This is a genomic window from Nocardia sp. NPDC005366, from assembly GCF_040606855.1.
Lineage (GTDB): Bacteria > Actinomycetota > Actinomycetes > Mycobacteriales > Mycobacteriaceae > Nocardia.
Window position 1 is genome coordinate 217,047 of record NZ_JBEXFQ010000007.1, and the last position, 19,878, is coordinate 236,924.

Annotated in this window: 16 protein-coding genes and 1 tRNA gene; 9 read left to right on the plus strand and 8 right to left on the minus strand. The window is 67.0% G+C overall.

Annotated elements, in window-relative coordinates; all coding sequences use genetic code 11:
• The first annotated feature begins 58 nt into the window (after nucleotides 1-58).
• Genes ABZS43_RS11170 through ABZS43_RS11185 form a run of 4 tightly spaced genes read left to right on the plus strand, consistent with a single transcriptional unit; the run spans nucleotide 59 to nucleotide 4,291 of the window.
• The gene (locus tag ABZS43_RS11170) at nucleotides 59-922 is read left to right on the plus strand and encodes a hypothetical protein (protein WP_355035689.1); all 864 of its coding nucleotides are present in this window, start codon (nucleotides 59-61) and stop codon (nucleotides 920-922) included.
• Nucleotides 919-1,971 (plus strand): DUF4129 domain-containing protein, encoded by a 1,053-nt coding sequence (locus ABZS43_RS11175; RefSeq protein WP_355035690.1) that lies wholly within the window; start codon nucleotides 919-921, stop codon nucleotides 1,969-1,971. The genes ABZS43_RS11170 and ABZS43_RS11175 overlap by 4 nt, the downstream gene beginning before the upstream one ends.
• Before the next feature lie 38 nt (nucleotides 1,972-2,009).
• Nucleotides 2,010-2,993 (plus strand): MoxR family ATPase, encoded by a 984-nt coding sequence (locus ABZS43_RS11180; protein WP_355035691.1) that lies wholly within the window; start codon nucleotides 2,010-2,012, stop codon nucleotides 2,991-2,993.
• 2 nt (nucleotides 2,994-2,995) lie between these two features.
• The gene (locus tag ABZS43_RS11185) at nucleotides 2,996-4,291 is read left to right on the plus strand and encodes a DUF58 domain-containing protein (protein ID WP_355035692.1); all 1,296 of its coding nucleotides are present in this window, start codon (nucleotides 2,996-2,998) and stop codon (nucleotides 4,289-4,291) included.
• A gap of 26 nt (nucleotides 4,292-4,317) precedes the next feature.
• On the opposite strand, the gene ABZS43_RS11190 is transcribed toward ABZS43_RS11185, so the two are convergent.
• Nucleotides 4,318-5,094 carry an RDD family protein gene (locus ABZS43_RS11190; protein ID WP_355035693.1) on the minus strand — a complete coding sequence of 259 codons (777 nt, stop codon included), beginning with the start codon at nucleotides 5,092-5,094 and terminating at the stop codon, nucleotides 4,318-4,320.
• Between the two features lie 43 nt (nucleotides 5,095-5,137).
• On the opposite strand from ABZS43_RS11190, the gene ABZS43_RS11195 reads away from it, so the two are divergent.
• Nucleotides 5,138-6,241, plus strand: coding sequence for a stage II sporulation protein M (locus ABZS43_RS11195; RefSeq protein ID WP_355035694.1), 1,104 nt, complete (start codon nucleotides 5,138-5,140; stop codon nucleotides 6,239-6,241).
• Between the two features lie 742 nt (nucleotides 6,242-6,983).
• Here the strand turns inward: ABZS43_RS11195 and ABZS43_RS11200 are convergent.
• A complete protein-coding gene (locus ABZS43_RS11200; RefSeq protein ID WP_355035695.1) occupies nucleotides 6,984-9,149 on the minus strand; it encodes an MMPL family transporter in 2,166 nt (721 codons plus the stop codon).
• A gap of 68 nt (nucleotides 9,150-9,217) precedes the next feature.
• On the opposite strand from ABZS43_RS11200, the gene ABZS43_RS11205 reads away from it, so the two are divergent.
• A complete protein-coding gene (locus ABZS43_RS11205) occupies nucleotides 9,218-9,940 on the plus strand; it encodes a TetR/AcrR family transcriptional regulator (protein ID WP_355035696.1) in 723 nt (240 codons plus the stop codon).
• A gap of 370 nt (nucleotides 9,941-10,310) precedes the next feature.
• Here the strand turns inward: ABZS43_RS11205 and ABZS43_RS11210 are convergent, their stop codons facing one another.
• Nucleotides 10,311-11,729 carry a hypothetical protein gene (locus tag ABZS43_RS11210; protein ID WP_355035697.1) on the minus strand — a complete coding sequence of 473 codons (1,419 nt, stop codon included), beginning with the start codon at nucleotides 11,727-11,729 and terminating at the stop codon, nucleotides 10,311-10,313.
• 89 nt (nucleotides 11,730-11,818) lie between these two features.
• On the opposite strand from ABZS43_RS11210, the gene ABZS43_RS11215 reads away from it, so the two are divergent.
• A complete protein-coding gene (locus tag ABZS43_RS11215) occupies nucleotides 11,819-12,457 on the plus strand; it encodes a methyltransferase domain-containing protein (RefSeq protein WP_355035698.1) in 639 nt (212 codons plus the stop codon).
• Here the strand turns inward: ABZS43_RS11215 and ABZS43_RS11220 are convergent, their stop codons facing one another.
• From ABZS43_RS11220 to ABZS43_RS11235, 4 genes are all read right to left on the minus strand, one after another.
• Nucleotides 12,458-13,225, minus strand: coding sequence for an SDR family oxidoreductase (locus ABZS43_RS11220; RefSeq protein ID WP_355035699.1), 768 nt, complete (start codon nucleotides 13,223-13,225; stop codon nucleotides 12,458-12,460).
• A gap of 152 nt (nucleotides 13,226-13,377) precedes the next feature.
• Nucleotides 13,378-14,352: a hypothetical protein gene (locus ABZS43_RS11225; protein WP_355035700.1), complete on the minus strand. Its 975-nt coding sequence runs from the start codon at nucleotides 14,350-14,352 to the stop codon at nucleotides 13,378-13,380.
• On the minus strand, nucleotides 14,349-15,839 hold the full coding sequence (locus tag ABZS43_RS11230) for an aminotransferase class I/II-fold pyridoxal phosphate-dependent enzyme (RefSeq protein ID WP_355035701.1): 1,491 nt from the start codon (nucleotides 15,837-15,839) through the stop codon (nucleotides 14,349-14,351). Before ABZS43_RS11230 ends, ABZS43_RS11225 begins: the two co-directional genes overlap by 4 nt.
• Nucleotides 15,836-16,885, minus strand: a complete 1,050-nt coding sequence (locus tag ABZS43_RS11235) for a helix-turn-helix domain-containing protein (RefSeq protein WP_355035702.1) — start codon at nucleotides 16,883-16,885, stop codon at nucleotides 15,836-15,838. Before ABZS43_RS11235 ends, ABZS43_RS11230 begins: the two co-directional genes overlap by 4 nt.
• A 663-nt stretch (nucleotides 16,886-17,548) precedes the next feature.
• Here ABZS43_RS11235 and ABZS43_RS11240 point away from each other — a divergent pair.
• The gene (locus ABZS43_RS11240; protein WP_355035703.1) at nucleotides 17,549-17,875 is read left to right on the plus strand and encodes a hypothetical protein; all 327 of its coding nucleotides are present in this window, start codon (nucleotides 17,549-17,551) and stop codon (nucleotides 17,873-17,875) included.
• A 90-nt stretch (nucleotides 17,876-17,965) separates the two neighbouring features.
• Here ABZS43_RS11240 and ABZS43_RS11245 read toward each other — a convergent pair.
• A tRNA-Leu gene (locus ABZS43_RS11245) sits at nucleotides 17,966-18,048 on the minus strand.
• A 247-nt stretch (nucleotides 18,049-18,295) separates the two neighbouring features.
• Between ABZS43_RS11245 and ABZS43_RS11250 the strand changes: the two genes are divergently transcribed.
• The gene (locus ABZS43_RS11250; protein ID WP_355035704.1) at nucleotides 18,296-19,726 is read left to right on the plus strand and encodes an FhaA domain-containing protein; all 1,431 of its coding nucleotides are present in this window, start codon (nucleotides 18,296-18,298) and stop codon (nucleotides 19,724-19,726) included.
• Nucleotides 19,727-19,878: the final 152 nt, after the last annotated feature.

Sequence of the window (19,878 nt, forward strand, 5' to 3'; positions counted from 1 at the left end):
CGGGCCGCTCGAGCCGGGATACCCCGCCAACCGGCGCCGCACACTCTAGACTCGGGCCGTGTCACCTGCCGCCGAGGCCGGTGCCGTCGGGGCGGGAACAGATCCGGTACCAGGGTCGCCTGGAACGACGGTGCCCATCCGCCCGTTCACCTTCCGCGAACTGCTCGATACGCCGTTCGCGCTCATCCAGGCCAACATCATGACGCTGGGCGGCCTGGCACTGGCCGCAATGGTGCTGGCCGAAATCGTCGTCGTCACGCTGACCGCGAGTTTCTCCGATCTCACCGGCGGCTCCGATGCCGCGACCTGGTGGTCGGCGATCCTGTCCACCGCCGTCTGCGCGTGGCTGCTGCGCTATTTCCTGCGCGGTGTCACGGTCGCGATCGGATTGTCGACGGTCGCCGGTCATCGCTTGGGGAGCCGTGACGCGGTGCGCCGGTTAGGGGAGCGGGCACTGCCGCTACTTGCGTTCCAACTGCTGTTCACCCTGGTCGGGATTTCGGTGATCGCGGTGTGCTGCGTGCTCATCATCACCGCACCCGCGGCGCTGCCGTGGCTCGGGAAGCTGCGGGCGACACGTTTCGTCGCGGTACCGGCGATATTCGCCGAGCGGATCGATCACGCCGCCGCCGTCCGGCGCGCGAAATTGCTCGCCGAGGGGACGGGATGGTCGCTCGCCGGTCTGTGGATGACGCAGCGGGCGCTGTTCGCCCTCGTCGCCGTACCGCTGCTCGGCATTCCGCTGTTCCTCACCGATTTCACCGGCACCCATCGCTGGCCGGTGATCGTGCTGCTCACCTCGGCGGTACTGCTGCTCGTCGCCTTCGGCGAAATCGTCGAGGCGAGTTCGCGCGTGCTCTCCTATATCGATCTGCGCTGCCGCCGGGAGGGATTCGACATCGAGATCCCGGAGGCGCGGTGAGCGACGACAGCGAATTCCGGCGCACGACACCGGATTCGGCCGACATCCCGGTGACGCCCCGGCTCGGCCCCGCCGCCGAACACCGGGCCGCGGCCGATAACGCCGCGGCGCAGCGCGACTACGACCGCGCGCTGCGCGAACGTTTCCGCGCCATGCTGCGCGGCCTGGAACAGGGCGGGGTACTCGAGATCAGGCGTTCGCGGACCGCCGACGAGACGGTGGACGACGTCTCGACGGCCCTGCCGCAGGATCTCACCGCCGAACTCCAGCCGACCGCGCGCAGCTTCGACGAGGTCGTCTACGGTGGCCGCCGCGCGACCGAGGACGAGTACCGCAGGCTGGAATACGCGGACCGGTTCTCCGGGTCCGCGCCGCCACCCGAACCGGAACCGATCGACAAGGCCGTCACCGAGACCACCGAGCGCACGAGGCGTTCCCTGCCGCCGCTGCCCGAACTGCTGCGGAATCCGAAATTCTGGGCCGCCGTCATCGGCGCGATCGCGCTGATTCTGCTGGGGTGGGCGCTGATCCAGGCGTTGAGCGCACCGGTCGCACCGAAACCACCGAACAATCCACCGGTATCCCCGCCGGATTCCGGGGGCGACTACGACAGGCCCGATTTCGGCGCCGGCCAGGACTCGATCTTCGAGCGGCTGCCCGCACCGATCGCCTTCGGCGGCCTGCAATTCCTGATCGCGGCGGCGGCACTGGTGTGGTGGCGCGCGCGCCGCCGCGGCGCGCTGGTCGGCGAGCCGCGTCCGGTCGAGGTCGCGGCCAACGAACTGCTGGCGGGTCAGGCCGCGCTGTACCGCAAATCGAACGACTCCGAATTCGTCGCCGCGAAACTGCGCGCGGCGACGCTGCGGCGCATCCGCCCATCCCTCGGTGTCGGCACGGACGCCGCACCCGAGGAAGTGGTCGCGGCCGTCGCGAGCCGCACCGGCGTCGACTCGACCCTCATCGGCACCGCGCTGTACGGCCCGGTGCCCGACGCCAGCACCATGCAACTGGTGGCCGCACAACTCGAATGGATCGAGGCGCAGGGATGAGCACGCGCGCCTCGAACGGGGACATACAGGAGGGCCCGATGACCCAGACCGACATCGACCGCACCCCGACCGCCGAGGAGGCGGGCGCGGCATTCGGCGCGCTACGCGTCGAAATCGGCAAAGCGGTGGTCGGCAATGACAACGCGATCATGTACCTGGTGCTGGCACTGCTGTGCCGCGGCCACGTACTGCTCGAAGGCGTGCCGGGGGTCGCGAAGACGCTGTTGGTGCGCGCGTTGGCGGCGGCCCTCGACCTGGAAACCGCGCGCGTGCAGTTCACCCCGGATCTGATGCCCGGCGATGTCACCGGTTCGCAGATCTACGATCCGCACTCGGCCGAATTCACCTTCCGCCAGGGTCCGGTGTTCACCAATCTGCTGCTCGCCGACGAAATCAACCGCACGCCACCGAAAACCCAGTCCGCGCTGCTGGAATCGATGGAGGAGCGCCAGGTTTCGGTGGACGGCCAACCGCGTCCGCTGCCCGATCCGTTCGTGGTGATCGCCACGCAGAATCCGATCGAGCAGGAAGGCACCTATCCGCTGCCGGAGGCGCAGCTGGACCGGTTCCTGTTCAAGGTCGACATCCCATTGCCCAGCCGCGACGACGAATTCCGCATTCTGCAACGGCATGCCGCCGGATTCGACCCGCGCGATCTCGCGGCGTCGGGTCTGCGCCCGGTCGCCGGACCAGCCCACATCACCGCGGCGCGAACGGCCGTCGCCCAGGTGACGATCAGCCCGGAAGTGCTCGCCTATACCGTCGACATCTGCCGGGCCACCCGCAGCTCCCCCGCCGTGCAGCACGGCGCGTCGACTCGTGGCGCTACCGCGCTGATGGCGGCCTCGCGCGCTCTGGCCTGGCTGAACGGGCGCGGATTCGTCACCCCCGACGATGTGAAATTCGTGGCGACAACGGTGCTCAGGCACCGGCTGCACCTGAAGCCGGAGGCCGAGCTGGACGGGGTGACCACCGAGGGTGTCATGTCGTCGCTGCTGCTCGCGGTCCCGGTTCCGGTGTAGCCGTGGTGGTCACGGGTCGGCTGGCCGCGGCCTCGGCGGTCGGCGCAGTTGTGGTCGCGGCCGCGTGGCACAGCTGGGTCGGTGTCGTCATCGTGACCGGCCTGCTGTGCGCGGCGGTCCTCTTCGATATGGGTTCGGTCGCGCGAGCCGGGGATCTCACCCTGTCCAGGGAGCCGATCACGGTGGTCCGGCTGGGCCGGACCGCGCAGGTCGAGCTGACGGTGCTCAATACCGGTCGCCGCACCGCACGCGGCTACCTGTGGGACGACTGGCCGGACAGCGCCCGCGCGCGACACCGTGCGCACCGGCTGGATTCGGCGCCCGACACCAGGGTCCGGCTGCGCACCACGCTGACGCCGACCTATCGCGGCGACCGGGTCGCGGGCCCGGTCACCCTGCGTCTGCTCGGACCGCTCGGCCTGGCGGGCAGGCAGACCCGCCGCACTGTGCCCGCCCGGGTACGCGCACTGCCACCGTTCCGCAGTGAACGGCTGCTGCGCTCGAAGGTGAAGCGCCTGCAACATCTGGAAGGCCGCAATATCGCGACCATGCGCGGTCAGGGCAGCGAATTCGACTCGTTCCGCGAATACGTCGCGGGCGACGACGTGCGCGCCATCGATTGGCGCGCGACCGCGCGCGCGACCGACGTGCTGGTGCGCACCTGGCGTCCCGAGCGCAATCGCACCATGCTCATGCTGCTCGACACCGGCCGGATCAGCGCGGGCCGCGTCGGCGATGGCACCCGTCTCGACGCCAGTATCGAAGCCGCGTTGCTGCTCGGCGGGATCGCCGCCGCCGGCGGCGATTCGGTGGACCTGCTCGCCTATGACCGCGGGGTCCGCGCCGAGGTGCGCGGAGTCGGCGGAAACCGGTTGCAGCTCAAGCTGATGCACGCCCTGGCCTCGGTGACCCCCGCCCTGGTCGACACCGACAGCGCCGGACTGGTGCGCGCCGCCCTGCAGCGCGCGCGCCGACGCAGCCTGGTGGTCTGGTTCACCAGTCTGGACGGTGCGGCCGTCGAGGAGAATCTGCTTCCGGTACTACCGGTCCTCGCCCAGCGGCACCGCGTGCTGATCGTGTCTGTCACCGATCCCGAGATCGCGCAGGCGGCATCTCGGCGTGACTCCCTCGCCGACCTCTACCGCGCCGCCGCCGCCGAATCCGTGCTGGCCGAACGGGCACTCGTGCAGGAATCGCTGCGGCGCAAGGGTATCGCGGTGGTCGCGGCCGCTCCGGAGCGTCTTCCCGAGGCGCTGGCCGACGAATATCTCGAACTGAAGCAGTCCGGCACGATGTGAGCGTCGCAGCGAAGACCGCGCCGCCGTCAGCCCGTGCGGACCAGCCCGTACGAGGGCGGTGTGAGTGCACGGCGCTGCCGCTCGGCCACGATGGCCCCGAGAATCTGCACCGGCGGGTATCCGGCGGGCGCGGCCACCCGCAGCCGCGCGCAGACCGCCGCGACGAGTGCGCCGCCGAGTCCGGCCTCGGCCTCGGGGGTGAGGGTGCGCACGCGGGTCAGGTACTGCCGGACCGACAGCGCCAGATCCTCCGGTATGCCCGACAGATCCAGCTTCGTCACCCATCCCGCGAGCCACGGCGGCGGCACGACCAGCGCCGGGAAGGGCAGCGCGGCCTGGGAGTGCACGACCACGGTGCCCGCGAGGACATCGCCGACGCGCCTGGCGTCGGGCGAGCAGATCGACGTGACGACCGCGACCGCGCCGAAACTTCCGAGCAGCCAGAAATCGACGATGGCCCCGGCCAGCCCCCGGGTGAGCGCATGGCGGAAGGCGATCGGCCCGCCGTCGGCGCGCACCACGCGCAGTCCGAGCGCGAGCTTGCCGAGGCTGCGTCCTCGGCTCAATGTCTCGCAGGCCACCGGGTACCCGACGAGTACCACGATCACATTGATCAGCATGATCGCGTCGATCCACGCCTCGTCGGGATTGATCGGCAGCAGCACGAGCGATGTCACCGCGAGCAGCCCAAGCAGCAATCCGAGCTGAATCAGCACATCGATGATGAACGCGGTGGCGCGCGTGGGAATCCGGGCGATCGGCAGTTCGAGAGCGACCGCTTCGCCGGTCGTGAATTCAGCCATGTCGATAGCATTTCTTTCGACCGGCGGTCAGGGAGGCAACCGAATGGATGTGGACGCGTACAGCTTGGCACACCGGCGGTCATGGGAGCGGCTGGATTATCTGTCCAAGCGACGGAAGCTGAGCGGTCCCGAGGCCGACGAGTTGATCGTCCTCTACCGACGCACGTCCCAGCAGTTGGCGCGGCTGCAATCACACAGCCCCGACCCCCAGCTCATCGCGGGACTCAGCGCGGTGCTGACCCGCGCCAGGGGCCGGGTGCTCAGCACCGAATCCGACGCCTGGGCGGAGATCGGACGTTTCTTCACCCATGGCTTTCCCGCCGCTGTCTACCGAGCCTGGCGGTGGTGGGCGGCGGTGGCCGGGGTTTTCCTCGTGGTCTCGGTCTGGCTCGCGATCTGGATACAGGGTTCGGGAACCGCGCGCGAACTGTTCGGCCTTACGGCCGACAACAGCGATCTCACCGCGCCCGGCGGCCAATTCGAGACGTACTACACCGAGCATCCGAATGAAGCGTTCGCCGCGCAGGTGTGGACCAACAACGCGTGGGTGTCGGCGATCGCGCTGTTCACCGGCGTGCTGATCCTGCCGGTGGTGTACCTGCTGTTCATGAACGCGCTCAATGTGGGGATCACGGCCGGGTTGATGGCCGAGGCCGGGCGACTCGACGCGTTCTTCGGATTCATCCTGCCGCACGGAACCCTGGAATTGACAGCGGTTTTCGTCGCAGGCGGGGCGGGCATCAAACTCGGCTGGACGCTCATCGATCCGGGCCGGCTGAGCAGGTTGGAGGCCGTCGCCCGACAGGGCAGGGCCACCGCGACCATCGCGCTCGGCCTGGTGGCGGTGTTGTTCGTCTCGGGTTTGTTGGAGGGTTTCGTGACACCGAGCGGGCTTCCGGCAGCGCTGCGCATCGCGATCGGTTTCGCGGCCGAGGCGCTGTTCCTGCTCTACGTGTTCGGGGTGGGCAGGCGGGCCGCGCTGGCACAGGATGCCGACAAGGCGGCCCACGCGACGATCGATATCGCCGCTTCCGACACGGCTACACCTGGTGTCCACATGGTGGACACCACGGCGACCGGTGTCGCGAAGGTGTCCAACGGGGAAATTGCCGGTGTATCGGGGCAGACAACACCGAGCACACGATAGGCTCATCGGGTCCGGATAATCGACAGCAACGCTCTGCGAAGCAGCGGTGTCGGGATCCCCCATTTGAGTTCCGCTGACCGCAGCGAGTCGAGCTCAACTGCGGTCAGCGTTACCGTCAACTCTACACAATCGTTATGGCGGCGCAACCCTCTTCGCCGATGTCAAGCGTATAAAGCAGCACGCCAGCAACCCTGTCGGAACAAGGGCTTTTTCCTCTATCCAGCTACTTCGCAGCTGATATTTCCCGCCCGATTTCCCATCCCTTTCCACTCCACTGCCGACAGCTTCCCGGCACGTCGCCCAGGGGGATTACCGAGCGATTCGATCGCGCACCAAGCGATTTGCCTGACCCCACGAAGATGCTCGGTATGCAATCTTCACAGCGCGTCTACCAGGCGTTTCACTGCCGGAAACCCGGTTAGCTGGACATTGGGTGAACAGAAAGCGACTTCAGGTTTGTTTACTCCGTAATTAACCAGATATACGACCTGTCGCACAGTCCTTCCGCATACCCGCGTCTGGTCAAGATCGGAAATAACCAGCACCCGAAAAGCCGCCCCGCGGAGACCGCGATCGCGGCCGATCAGCACCGTAACGGCAACTACGGCGGCATCTGTGATCTTCACCTCACCGGCGCATACAACCCCGGGGACAGGACATATCCGAGGTCCAGGAAACGACGTCGGCGCTCGCCCCGCGGGTCCGAAAGACCACGCCGGACGAGCGCCCGCTCCCGCGTCGATCAGGCTTCGGCCAATCCGAGACGGGCATGCACCACTCGCAGCGGCTGCGGCGCGAACCACGCGGCCCGGCCGAGCAGCCGCATCGTCACCGGCACCAGCACCCCGCGCAGCAGGGTCGCGTCGATCAGGATCGCCAAACCCGCACCGAGACCGAAGAACTGGATGAACCGGACGTCACTGATGACGAAGGCGAGGAAGCTGATCGAAATCAGCGCTGCCGCCGTGGTGACGAGGCGGCCGGTCCGCGCCAGCCCCTCCGTCACCGCCTCCACCGTCGAGGCCCCGCGATCGTGCAATTCCTTGATCCTGCTGATCACGAATACCTCGTAATCCATCGAGAGCCCGAAGGTGATGCAGAACAGCAGCAGCAGCATCGACACGTCCAGCGGAGCCGGGGTGAATCCGAGCAGTCCCGACAGGTGCCCGTCCTGGAAGATGAACACCATCAGGCCGAGGGTCGCGGCCAGGCTGAGCGCGTTCGACAGCAACGCCCGCAGCGGCTGCACGATACTGCCGGTGAACAGGAACAGCAGAACGAAGGTCGTCAGCACGATCCAGCCGATCACGATCGGCAGCCGGTCGCCGATGGAGGCCAGGCTGTCGCGCAACCCGGCGACCTCACCGCCGACCAGCGCGCGCGTCCCATCCGGCGCGGGCACGGCACGCACCCGGTCGACCAGATCGCGGGCCTCGGCGGAATTGCGGTCCAGATTCGTCAGCACCGTCAGTCGCTGCGCGTGCGGCCGGGCGAACCGCGCGTCGGCCGGTGAGGTGCCACGCTGTTCACCGGCGGCGAAAGTACCCGCGCTGGAATCGACCTGGGTGACATGCTCGACGCGCGAAAGCGCGCGGGCGTACTCGGCCACCGGACCGGCCGCGACCCCGGAGGTGGTCACCACCGACAGCGCGTTCGCGTCGCCGCCGCCGAATTCCATCCGCATCGCATCGCCGACCTGACGGACCTCGAGACTGGTCGGCAGCACCCGATCGTCCGGTGTACCGAATTGGACGCCGAGCAGCGGTGCGGCGGCCAGCAGCAATACCGCCACCACGGGAATCCCGGCCAGCGCGGGCCTGCGCATGGCGAAACCGGCCACACCCGCCCAGAACGGCGTTGCTTCACCGCGGATGCCGCGGACCCCTGGCACCTTCCACGCCTCGGCCCGCGCGCCGAGTACCGATATCAACGCGGGCAGGGTGATCACCGCGGCCGACGCGGCGATGGCGACGACCCCGATTCCCGCGTAGGCGAAGGAGCGCAGGAAGTACTGCGGGAAGATCACCAGCGAGGACAGCGCGGCGATGACCGTGGCCGCGCTGAAGGCGATGGTCCGTCCCGCCGTGGCGACCGCCCCCGCCACCGAATCCTGCGGTGTCTCGCCCGCCGCGCGCCGCTCCCGGAAACGACTGACCATGAGCAGGCCGTAGTCGACCGCAAGGCCGAGACCCAACGCGGTCGTGAGGTTGACCGCGTAGATCGAGACATCGGTAACCGACCCGAGGATCGACAATTCGGTGAACGTACCCAGGATCGCGATTCCGCCGACCACCAGGGTGAGCAGGGCCGCGACCACATTGCCGAAGGCGAGTACGAGCAGCACCATGATCAACGGCACCGCGATGCCCTCGGCCAGTCCGAGATCCTTGCCTATCTGTTCGCTGACAGCGCCGAAGGTCGCCGAGAGTCCACCGATCTGCACCCGGGCGGCGGGCCCGTCGGCACCGTATTCATCGATGATCGCCGTGGCGACCCTGTGCTGTTCGGCCGGATCGGTATCGGCATTGCCCGCGAGTACCACCGCGGCGGTCCCGTCGGTGGAACGCATTGCCGGTGATCCGGTGTCCCAATAGGAGACGACATTGGTGAGTCTGTCGTCACCTGCGAGTCTGCGAGCCAGATCCCGGCCGAAGTCGGCCGCCGCACCGGTATCGACGGCGCCCTGCTCGGCCCGGATCAGGAAGACGTAGTCGGTGTCCGCGCCGAACTCGTCCGCCAATCGGGCTGCCGCGACGCTGGATTCGGTATGGGGATCGTCCTGACCGGCCGGCTGCATCTTGCCGAACGCCGTGACACCGAGTGCACCGCCCGCCACGAGAGCGAGCACGCTCGCCACGAGTATCCAACGCGCTCGGCGGAAGACGAATCTACCGAGTTGTTCGAACATACCGGGACCTCCCGATCGAATGTTTACGACTGCAAACTTTATGGGTGTTAACTTGCCACCAGATGTGTATGGGTGTCAACATCGAAGTGATGACACATTCCGGAGCCGCCTCGAAGAAACGCACCGCGACCAGCGCGAAGCCGACGCGTGAAGGCCCCTATCATCACGGCGATCTGCGCAACGCTCTGGTGCTGGCCGCCGCCGAACTGGCCGAAACCGGCGGGCCCGAGGCAGTGACCGTGCGGGCCGCGGCGCGGCGGGTCGGCGTGACGCCGACGGCCGCCTACCGGCACTTCACCAATCACGAACAACTACTTCTCGCGGCCCACGAACACGCCCAACAGAGCCTGTTCGCGGCGATGGCCGAGACGGTGGCAGCACTGGAACCACAGGCGGACGCGGTCAGCAGATTGAACGCGATCGGGCGCGGTTACATCGCCTTCGCGTTGCGGGAACCGGGCCTGTTCCGTACGGCGTTCTGCGGCAGCGATTCCGCAGACCCCGGTCAGTGGGATTCGCCCGCCTTCGACTTGCTCTCCGACCTGCTGGACGAACTGGTCGTCATCGGATACACCGATCCGGCGGATCGGCCCGACGCCGAACTCGCCGCTTGGGCCGCGGTGCACGGAATGGCATCGCTGATCATCGAAGGCGCGTTCGGAGTCATCAATGCCGAGACGCGCGATCGAGCGATCGAGCGCACCGTCGCGATGGTGCGGCGCGGACTCGCCACCGGCCCCCGAGCCGACGAGTACGGCTGGAGTTCGCCGCCCCGTGGGCACCCGGAGTGACACCGGCCCCCGAGCCGACGAGTACGGCACGTCTACCCCCTGATGCAGACAGGCTATACATAGCCCCCTGTGCATAACCCTATACGCGAGGATGAGGGTCACGGAACGGTCACTCGCGATCGGCGAATCCGCTCCGCCCGCTGCGGGGCGCGCGCGGCGACCAGACCGTGCCCGGACCGAAAAAACGCCGCCTACCTGCGATTTTACTATTCGTCTTACGTTTTCGCTCAACCGTCCGCACACCGACGATGAGCCACAGGAACTTTCAGGGGGCCCGGTCCGAATTATCCCCAACGGGACACAGGCTCGCCCGGGCGCAAATAGTTATCCACAGAAATCCCCCAGATATCCACAGGTTCCGAGCGGAAGTTCAACCGATGCGCAGGATGCCGGTGATGGTGCCCTGCAACACCAGGCCGCCGGTGGCGATCAAGGCCGAGGTCTGCAACGGATCGTCGACGATCGTGCCGGGCAGCGCCACATCCGATATCACCGCGCCGGTATCGGGATCGATGACGGTGAAGGTGAATCCGTCGAGCGGTGACGTGGTCGTCGACGCTCCGATCCGCGTCACCGTGTAGAGATTGCCGTCCGCCGTCGACACGTGGGGCACCGCGGCACTGCGCACCGAACTCTCCCAAACGGTGTGGCAGCCGGTGTCGTCCACGTCCACCCGTGTCATACCACCGGCGAAAGGCGCGGCGGCGGGGATGGCGGGCCCCGCGCCCTCCGGCACCGCCGGATACGGGTAACCGTATGTGCTCGCGACGAATACCGAGCCCCCGATGCCGATCGGCGAATTCTCGCTGCCCGCACCGCCCTTGGTGAGAACGGGTAGCGCGCATACCGATTCCCCTGTGCCGGAACGGAATATCAGCACCCGCACCACATCGTCGGCATTGTCGACGATGGTCAGGTACTCCGCGCCGGTCACCGGCCCGAAGTAGGTGGGCGTCGAGCCGGTCCCCCAGCTGAGCTGCCCCGGCTTGCGCGCGGAACCGCGATCGTAGGCCGCGCGCCACAGTTGTTCCGGTCGTCCGGCTCCATCGGCGTGGAATTCGTAGAGCGCGTGCGTCGTCGCCACCGCGACCCCTCCGCTCGGCGCCGAGGAGATACTGTTCGCGACCTGCTCCCCTGCGGGCAGCGTGTGCGTCGCGATCGCACCCGAGGGCGTCACCAGACCGACCACGCCGCCTCCGGTAGCGAACCACACATTGCCCGACCAGTCGGGAACCAACCCGGTCACGTTGTCGCCCAAGGGAATCGCCGCGCTCAGATCGACGCTGCCGTCGATCGACAACCGCCATCGCCCGTCGGCATCCCTGATGTGCGCGACCCGGACCAGGGCTCGATCACCGTCCACGACCACCAGCCGGTCGGCATTGTCGAGATAGGCGTAGACGCCGCCGAGCAAACTGCCCTTGGCCAATGTCACCGAGGCCAGGGAACCGCCGACCGGACCCGGTACGGCCGGATCGAGCAGACGCACCGTCGGTGTCTGCCCAGCGATCGCCGTGCACAACGCCACCACCAGGCCGTCGGCCCCCTGCAACAGCGTTGGGCAGGCCGAGGCCAGCGGATAGGCGGATACCGACTGGCGGCCGGGACCCGGACCGGCCAGCGGCGTCGCGTCCGACGATCCCGCGTCACCGTGCATGGTCGAGGTGCCGAGCGGGCCGAGATAGGGATTCGGCGTCGCCAGCGGCCCCACCCCCTCCTCGGCATCCGCCGAGCCCGCGGGCGAGAGCGCCAGGACGCAGGCCGTCAGCAGTATCAGAGCAGATCGCATGCGAGTTCGGCTTCCGTCGGTGGCCTCGGCGACGCAGCCCGTCGAGGTGCGGCAACAGTATTCGATCCCGCATGTCTAGGCTGGCGTCCATGAGCGGATTCCGTGATCGCATCCTGTCCACGCTGGCCGGTCAACTCGGCAATCCGCACGGAATACTCGGCAAAGGCGTGGCCGGATTCCTCAACCGAGGTAACCGGAGGGCGATCGAGGGCGCGGTCGAGGCCGCCGCCGTGACGCCGGGCGCGACCGTCGCCGATATCGGATTCGGCGGCGGCGCCGGACTCGCGCTGCTGCTTGCCGGGGTCGGTGCGGCCGGGGCGGTGCACGGCATCGAGCCATCCGCGGACATGCTGGCCAGGGCCGAATCCCGCTTCGCACGCGATCTCGACGCTGGACGCCTCCTGCTGAGCGCGGGTTCGCTCACCGGACTGCCGCTCGCCGACGACAGCCTGGACGCGGCCATCACCGTCAACACCTTCTACTTCGTGCCCGATCTGGCCGCGGCCTGCGCCGAACTCGCGCGCGTTGTCCGCTCGGGCGGGCGGGCCGTGGTCGGTATCGGCGATCCGGACGCGATGGCGAAAATGCCGTTCACCGCATACGGATTCACGCTGCGGCCGGTGCCGGAGGTTATCGCCGCGCTGGAGCAGGCGGGTTGCGCCGTCGAACACCGGCCACTGGAGAACCGTCCGATACCGCACCACCTGCTGATCGCCCGACCCGGCTAGCTACATCATCGCGCCGCCGTCGACGCGGATCTCGGTGCCGGTCATATAGCGTCCGTCTTCCGAAGCGACCATCGCCACCACACCCGCGATGTCCTCCGGACTACCGAGCGCGCCACCGTTGAGCCAACCGGTCAACCGGGCGAACAGGGTGTAGTCGACGCCTTCGGGCTGGTCGAGGATCGAGGTGGTGGTGATACCGCTGGTGATACCCGCGGGCACGATATTGACCGCACGCAGACCCTGCTTGGCGTATTCGAGTGCGATCGCGTGCGTGAACGAGTTCACCCCGCCCTTGGAGGCCGCGTACGCCGCGAGGTAGGGAGCCGCACTGAACGCCGCCGTCGAGGACATATTCACCACGACGCCGTGCCCGGAGTCGACCAGAGCGGGCAATGCGCTCTGGGTGACGAGGAAGGTGCCGGTCAGGTTGACCGTGATGACCTGATTCCACACCTCGAGCGGCATCTCGTGGGTGCGGGCGGGCCGCAGGATGCCCGCGGCGTTCACCAGCACGTCCACACCGCCGAGGAATTCCAGCGCCTGCGCGGTGGCCGCGGTGACCGAGGCCGGATCGGCGACATTCACTTCCACGGTCCGCAGTCGATCGGCAGCGTCACCGGCCTTGTCGGCGGTGATGGCGAGCCCGGCGGCATCGATATCGGCGGCGACCAGTCGCGCCCCCTCATCGAGCAGTCGCAAGGCGATTCCCTGCCCGATACCCGACCCGGCTCCGGTGACATAAACTCGGCGGCCCTCATATCTGCGCATGACCAAAATTAGAACAGGTTCTCGTCTCAAATCAACATTTTCGGGGAGGTGACTTCAATTTTCAGTTCTGGAACAGGTTCTACCTCGGGCCCGAAGCGGCCACACAACCCGCCGGGTACCGGTGTTCCCGGACGCGGGGACGCGAGAGGGGACTACCCGCGACCGGGCACAGCCTCGGCGATACGGCGGATCATGGCGGCGACGGCGGCACTGTAGGCACGGGAGGCCGCGTCGGGCCGGTCGGAAGGGTAGTTCGAGCGGTGGGTGATGGTCACTCCTTTGCGGTGCACCGTGGTGTCCGCTCGCGCAGCGCTGCAATTTCCACCGGCCTTGGCGGCGAGGTCGACCACCACCGCACCGGGCGCGAGCAGGTCGAGACTCGCGTCGTCGAGCAATACCGGAGCGCGTGTGCCGCGATGGACAGCGGCGCAGATGACGAGTTCAGGCGGTTCGGCGGCGATCAGCTCACGAATCGCACGCCGATTGCCGTGCGCGTTCAGCACGAAGCGGCCCGCGCCGCCGCGCAGTGCGGCCGCCTCCTGCGCGAGGCGATTGCCGACAGCCGTCGGCTTCCGGTCACCGAAGGTTTCCGCCGCGCCGAGTGCCGCCAGTCCGGCCGCGCCGCACCCGAGCACCAGCGCGCGGACCGGGTGCGCGAGCAAGTCGGGCGCGAGCGTCGCCCGACCCCGTCCATAGGCGATCGAACCCGCCATGCGGCTCATCACACTGAGCGCGTCTATTTCGGCGGAAGCGTCATCACGCTGGACATCCTCGAAGGCGAGGGATTTCACGCCGCGAACAGTCAACCGGGCGATCTCGGCTCGACGATGCAGCGGATCCTGGAATCCGAGCAGGACCAGACCTTCCCGCAATGGCATCCCCGCCACGGAGAACGCCGGCGGCTTCACCCACACGACCACATCGGCGCCTCTGAAGATATCGGCGCGATCATCGACGATCACCGCGCCCGAAGCGCGGTACTCCGCGTCGCGGAATCCCGCGCCCGCTCCCGCCTCGCGCTCCACCACGACCCGGATATCGTCCTCGGCCAGACGCGCCGTATCGGCCGGGGTCAGCGCGACGCGCTGTTCCATCGACGCGGTCTCACGCAGAACACCCGTGATCACCGCATCCCGCCATACGACACGGCCGACAGCGGCGCCAACCCCTTGGCGGTGATCGCCGTCGCGTACGTGCGGCCCGCGAGGATGTCGAGAAGCAACCGTTCGATTCGGTCGAACAGTTCGTCGAGTACGACGGCCCTGCGCTCGTCGGGTCGCCCGTCCACCGTTGTGGGTGGGCCGAACTGGTTGCGCGGCGTGAGGATATTGAGTCGCACCCCGAGCCGGTGTGAACCGGTGCGCAACAACGCGACGCTGTCGATACCAGCCACCGCCAGCAACAGATCCTCCAACTGCGGTGTGTCCTCGATTCCGGCCGCCTCCAATACCGCTGGAGCGAAAGCGATAGTCAGGAACATGCCGTGCGGACTGCCGAGCGGACGCAGCGCGTCACCGCCGAATCGGGCCGTGAGGTCTTCGCGGCGATTGATGGCGGCGACGCGACGCCACGCGCGCGCCTGCTGGCTCAACGCGATCCGGCGGGTGGTCTCGAAATAGCCGTCAGGAGTGTGGTCGATGATCGCCGCGGCGAGATGGGTGGTCTCGCGCTGGAATACGACGGTCAAACGGTCGCGGATCTCTTTCAGCCATACGCTGTCGCCGGAACAGGCCGCACCGATCTTGGTGGGCCCCGAGGCGTTATAGCCCTTGGAATTTCCGGTGATGGTGAGAATCCGATCGAAGAGCGGCACTCGACCGCGTTCGCTCGGCACTCGCACCGCAGCGATCGGAATGTGGTGCGCGACCAGCCGATCGAACGCCATATCGCAGATGACGCGGGTTCCGCTGTCCAGTAGCACCCGTCCGATCTCGATCAGTTCGGCGACGGAGTATTCGGCGACAACGGGATTACCCGGCAAGGTGAGCAGCACACCGGCCAGCTCCCCCGCCTGCCCGAGTCTTCTCAGAACCCGCTCCAACGCAACCGGATCCAGCCGGAACGAATCATCGGCGGTGGTCGGACATGTTTCGATCCGCAGTCCGGACTTTCCGATGTGGAGGGGGGCACTTTTGTAGAAACCCTCAGGACAGACGATCGCCCCACCAGGGCAGCCCTCCGCCAGGGTGGCGATCGCTTCCTCCAGCAGAATGGTGCTCGAATACGGGCAGACGATGACATCCTCGGGCCGCACCCGGACACCGGCTATGCCATCGGCCGGATACGACAACCGCGCGAACAGCTTGTCTGCGGCCAATTCCAGCAATAGCGGAGGCTGCCTTTTGTCGTATCGCGAATCCCCGTACCCGGGCGGCAATTCCGACTCGTTGGCCTCCTTCCATGCCACGTCCCGCGCGGCTGCGGCAGCCTCGGCGACCGGCAGACCGGTTTCGCCGTGGTAGGCGTCCAGAAAGCCCCGGTAATCGCGTCCCCCGGTCCCGGCGAAAATCGGATCCGAGCCGAGTCGGGTTTGTATCTCCCGCTTCCGACGTTCGGAGCGGCTCACCACGACCGCGAGGTCGAGCGAATCCACCTGGGAGCCGACAACGCTCACGATCGCGGGCCCCGGACCGGCGCTTCTCCCGGTGCGGGCAGATCGTGCCAACTCTGTTCGAGTGCCGCGCGGAACAACTCGCGACAGTTACCCTCGCTGAGTTGGGAGAAGTCCGCGAGTTGCGGACGTGCGACGATATCGTCGACCGTGATCGCTGAACCCAGGCGACGCAGTTCGTAGAGTTTCTCGAATCGACGGACGGCGAATCCGACATCGTGCTTCAGCGCCGAGAACCGGGTGGCGACGCGCACCTGGCGTGAGTATTCGTACTCGCCGACCGCGACATACCGTTCGTCCACGACCAGCATGCTTTGGGCGTTGCGTGCGTGTTCGCGTTTGACGAGCACGCTCTCGACACCCGCGCGCGCCTGCCGCCACAGCTTCTCGTCGTAGGACCAGACGTCTTCGATGTTGTCCAGCACATACATTCGGTGCACATCGATCGGCTCCGGCCGGGACCGATCCGCCAGCCGCAGGATCGCCGCGTGATAGTCGTCGCCGACATCGCCGCCGATGGTGCCCAGGTCGGCGGTGTGGATGGCGCGAACCGACGTGGTCGCCTGCTCCAGGATCGTCAGCCAGTCACTGACGGTATTCCACTCCCACACCGTCGCACTGCGCGACGGAATCTGCGCCAGGATCTCCTCGGCGCGTTCGAGTTGGCGATCCGCGATCAGTCGCAGCGGTTCGATCTCATCCCTGGCGCCCGCGGCGTCGATGAGGCTCTGGGCGATGCCGAGAGCGCGATCGATCACCTCGGGATCCTTACCGAGCAGAACGTTGAATCGCATCCTGAGATCGGAGTGCGCCCCCGCCTCGACGGCCGGATTTGCCCCATCGGTGACCGGAAGTTCCTCGCCGAGTGCCGAACTCAAACGCTCGCGCAGGGGAAGAGGCGGGACGCGGGTGCCGTTCTCTATCTGCTGGACGAGGCTGCGCGAGCAGCCCGCCCTCGCAGCGAGAGTGGCCTGAGTGAGTCCGCGTTCCGTGCGGAGCCGACGGATCAGGTCGCCGATGGGCTCGCCTTCCGAGGCCGTGCGAGTCATTCCACGCCTTCCACCCGGCATCCGAATCCCGAGTGATGATCATGTGTCACGATGCGACATTCTAATCACACTGTGGCATTCGGGGGGTTGCAACACGGCTTGGAGCGATTCCACAGGAAGGGAAACCGATAGCGATTGCGCCGCATCGGAATCATTCCCTCAGCGCACACCCATCCCATTCGCACCTGATTCAGTCGGCTGTGCGCCAATCCGCGCCGTGAATGCTTTATTCTAATCAATGACACAAGAATGATATAAGCAAATATCATCACTGCTTAGTTGACACCCTGAAGTATCCACACCTAGCATTAAGGCAACGGCCCCAAGGGAATCCGCTCTCGCCGACCATTCCGGCACCTATCGGATTTCAGGGCTCGAGCAGATCCAGGAGGTGCCGAAGACGGATACCTCACGACGGCACACAGGCTCGGTTCCGGACACAAGATCCTCACCCGTCCTCGCGACATCGCACCCGTCGGCTCCATCGCCGCATCCACCGACGGCCCCTCGCCGAGCCACCGAAGCTCCGAGCTGACGACCGAAGTTCCGAGCAGAATCTTCCCGCACCATCGCCTTTCCGGCATCCCGCGTCATCCACCGACGCCGACGACCCACGCCGCCCGGCCACCGACAGCAGCGCACCCAAGTGAATGGAGCGCACCCATGGCACTCGACATCAACGACCAGATCATTTCCAGCGACGTCACCCCCGAGATCGCTCGGTACATTTCCACGGCGAAGGGCGGGAACTGGTTCCTCAGTTGGTTGCCCTACACCCCATTGACCCGCGAGCAGGCCATCAGCGGCATGGTGCTCGACGAAACTCTCAGCGACCCCGAATTGACCGACACCGCGGTGGCGTTGGAAATCGCCGCCCAGCGCGCCGAAGATCTCGGCACCGACCTCATGGACGTCATCGTCCGCCTCTATACCCGCATCATCGAACGCGACAACGCCACACCCCGTCCCCTATCCGCCACGGCCCCCTGACGCCCGCGCCGACAACCACCCACTCGACTCCTACGGAGACGAGGAAAAGGCCCGTGCTCATGAAGAGCACGGGCCTTTCAACAAGGAAAGTGGGCGAAGGGGGACTTGAACCCCCACGTCCCGAAGGACACTGGCACCTGAAGCCAGCGCGTCTGCCATTCCGCCACTCGCCCGAGCGACTCGAAGAACGTATCACGGGCCTGTGTGAAATACGAAATCGGCCCCTGACCAGCGCAGCGACGGGGCTTGTGACTCCTACCGGCGACACGGGGAACCTACTGGCGTTTCCGGGAGTTACAGGTGTGGACGATCGTGGATATCATGCAATGAACGTGGTCGATACACGACACGCCATACGGGTGTGTCGTTGTTATGAATTGAGTAGAGACTCGGGTAGACGCTCACCGAAGGGAGGCCGAGATGGGCATCGTTTCCCGGTTCGAGCGCCGCCTGAGGGGTACCGTCGACGATGCCTTCGCCCGCGCGTTCGGTGGCAGTGTCGTTCCTCGGGAAGTCGAGGCAGCGCTGCAGCGTGAGGCCACCGATCACATCCAGGATGTGGGTGGCGGGCACTTGCTCGCGCCCAACAGTTATGTGATCACGATCAACTCTTCCGATCATGCACAACTCGATGCCGACCACGACCTCACCACCCGCGCGTTCGCCAAACATCTCCAGGACTACATCCGCGATCAAGGGTGGCAGACCTACGGCGAAGTACACGTAGCGTTCGAGGCATCACCTACGCTGCACACCGGACAGTTCAGGGCGAGCGGCCGCGTCGATCCCGACGCCGGACGTAGGGCCAGCCAGGCTCGCAGCCCCGAACCCCCGCCACAACGACCTGCACACCCGCAACCAGGAGCTGGCCCCATGACGCAGAACTCTGGCTACGACCCGAGTCGTGAGCCCGCGGAGTCCGATCCACGCAGCCGCGGGTACGCGCCGCCGCCGGCGGGGCGGCCCGGTCCGCAGAACGGTGCGTATCACGAGGACTACGGCCGAGGCGCCGCGCCGTACGGCGGTGGCTCGGACTACCAGGCTCCGGAGTCGCAGCAGGGATATGGCGACTACCAGAACGGCTACGACTACCCGCAGGGTGGTCAGGGCGCCGGTTACGGCCAGCAGGCGTATCAGGACCCCGCCTACGGCCAGCCCGCGGGCGGCTACGGCGAACGCGGCGAACGCCCCGGCTACGGCCAGCAAGGTTATGGCGAACAGGGCTACGGCCAACCCGCCGGCTACCAGGAACCCGGCTACGGCCAGCCCGCCGGCTACGGCGAGCAGGGCTACGGCCAACCCGGTTACGGCCAGCAGCAGGGTTACGCCGACCAGGGGTATGGCGATCCCGGCTACGGTCAGCCCGGTTACGCGCAGCAGAGCTACGGCCAGCAGGGTTACGCCGAACCCGCGTACGGCGACCAGACCTATTCCGAACAGGCCGGCTACGGCCAGGAGGAGCAGGGCGGCTACGGCCAGGCCTACTCGCAACAGCCCGGCTACGGCGCCCAGCCCGGCTATGCCGCGCCCGCCGCGTATGCCGGTGCCGCCCAGGCCGGTTCGGGCTATTCGGCGACCTTGCAGCTGGACGACGGCTCGGGCCGCACCTACCAGCTGCGCGAGGGCAGCAACATCATCGGCCGTGGTCAGGACGCGCATTTCCGCCTTCCCGACACCGGGGTATCGCGCCGCCACATCGAGGTGCGCTGGGACGGCCAGACGGCGATGCTCTCCGACCTCGGCTCGACCAACGGCACTCTCGTGAACGGTTCTCCCGTCCAGGATTGGCAGCTAGCCGACGGTGATGTGATCCGCGCCGGGCATTCCGAGATCCTGATCCGTATCGTGTGATCCCGTAAGCTCGCCGGTGCAGGTCACGACATGACGCGTCCCTCGATGGTAATCAGGGGTTCTGCGGTCTTATCGTGATCGAAATCGACTGACGGCCCTATGATGCTGCCAACACGCACGGCGCCACTTCGGGGCCGGGCAAGACCAGCAGG

Coding starts and splice junctions, on each gene's coding strand:
- ABZS43_RS11190 (WP_355035693.1), bottom strand. CDS start 5,094: ATGGCTGAATTCACGACCGGCGAAGCGGTCGCTCTCGAACTGCCGATC.
- ABZS43_RS11215 (WP_355035698.1), top strand. CDS start 11,819: ATGAGCGGATTCCGTGATCGCATCCTGTCCACGCTGGCCGGTCAACTC.
- ABZS43_RS11195 (WP_355035694.1), top strand. CDS start 5,138: ATGGATGTGGACGCGTACAGCTTGGCACACCGGCGGTCATGGGAGCGG.
- ABZS43_RS11205 (WP_355035696.1), top strand. CDS start 9,218: ATGGGTGTCAACATCGAAGTGATGACACATTCCGGAGCCGCCTCGAAG.
- ABZS43_RS11200 (WP_355035695.1), bottom strand. CDS start 9,149: ATGTTCGAACAACTCGGTAGATTCGTCTTCCGCCGAGCGCGTTGGATA.
- ABZS43_RS11180 (WP_355035691.1), top strand. CDS start 2,010: ATGACCCAGACCGACATCGACCGCACCCCGACCGCCGAGGAGGCGGGC.
- ABZS43_RS11210 (WP_355035697.1), bottom strand. CDS start 11,729: ATGCGATCTGCTCTGATACTGCTGACGGCCTGCGTCCTGGCGCTCTCG.
- ABZS43_RS11250 (WP_355035704.1), top strand. CDS start 18,296: ATGGGCATCGTTTCCCGGTTCGAGCGCCGCCTGAGGGGTACCGTCGAC.
- ABZS43_RS11220 (WP_355035699.1), bottom strand. CDS start 13,225: ATGCGCAGATATGAGGGCCGCCGAGTTTATGTCACCGGAGCCGGGTCG.
- ABZS43_RS11240 (WP_355035703.1), top strand. CDS start 17,549: ATGGCACTCGACATCAACGACCAGATCATTTCCAGCGACGTCACCCCC.
- ABZS43_RS11235 (WP_355035702.1), bottom strand. CDS start 16,885: ATGACTCGCACGGCCTCGGAAGGCGAGCCCATCGGCGACCTGATCCGT.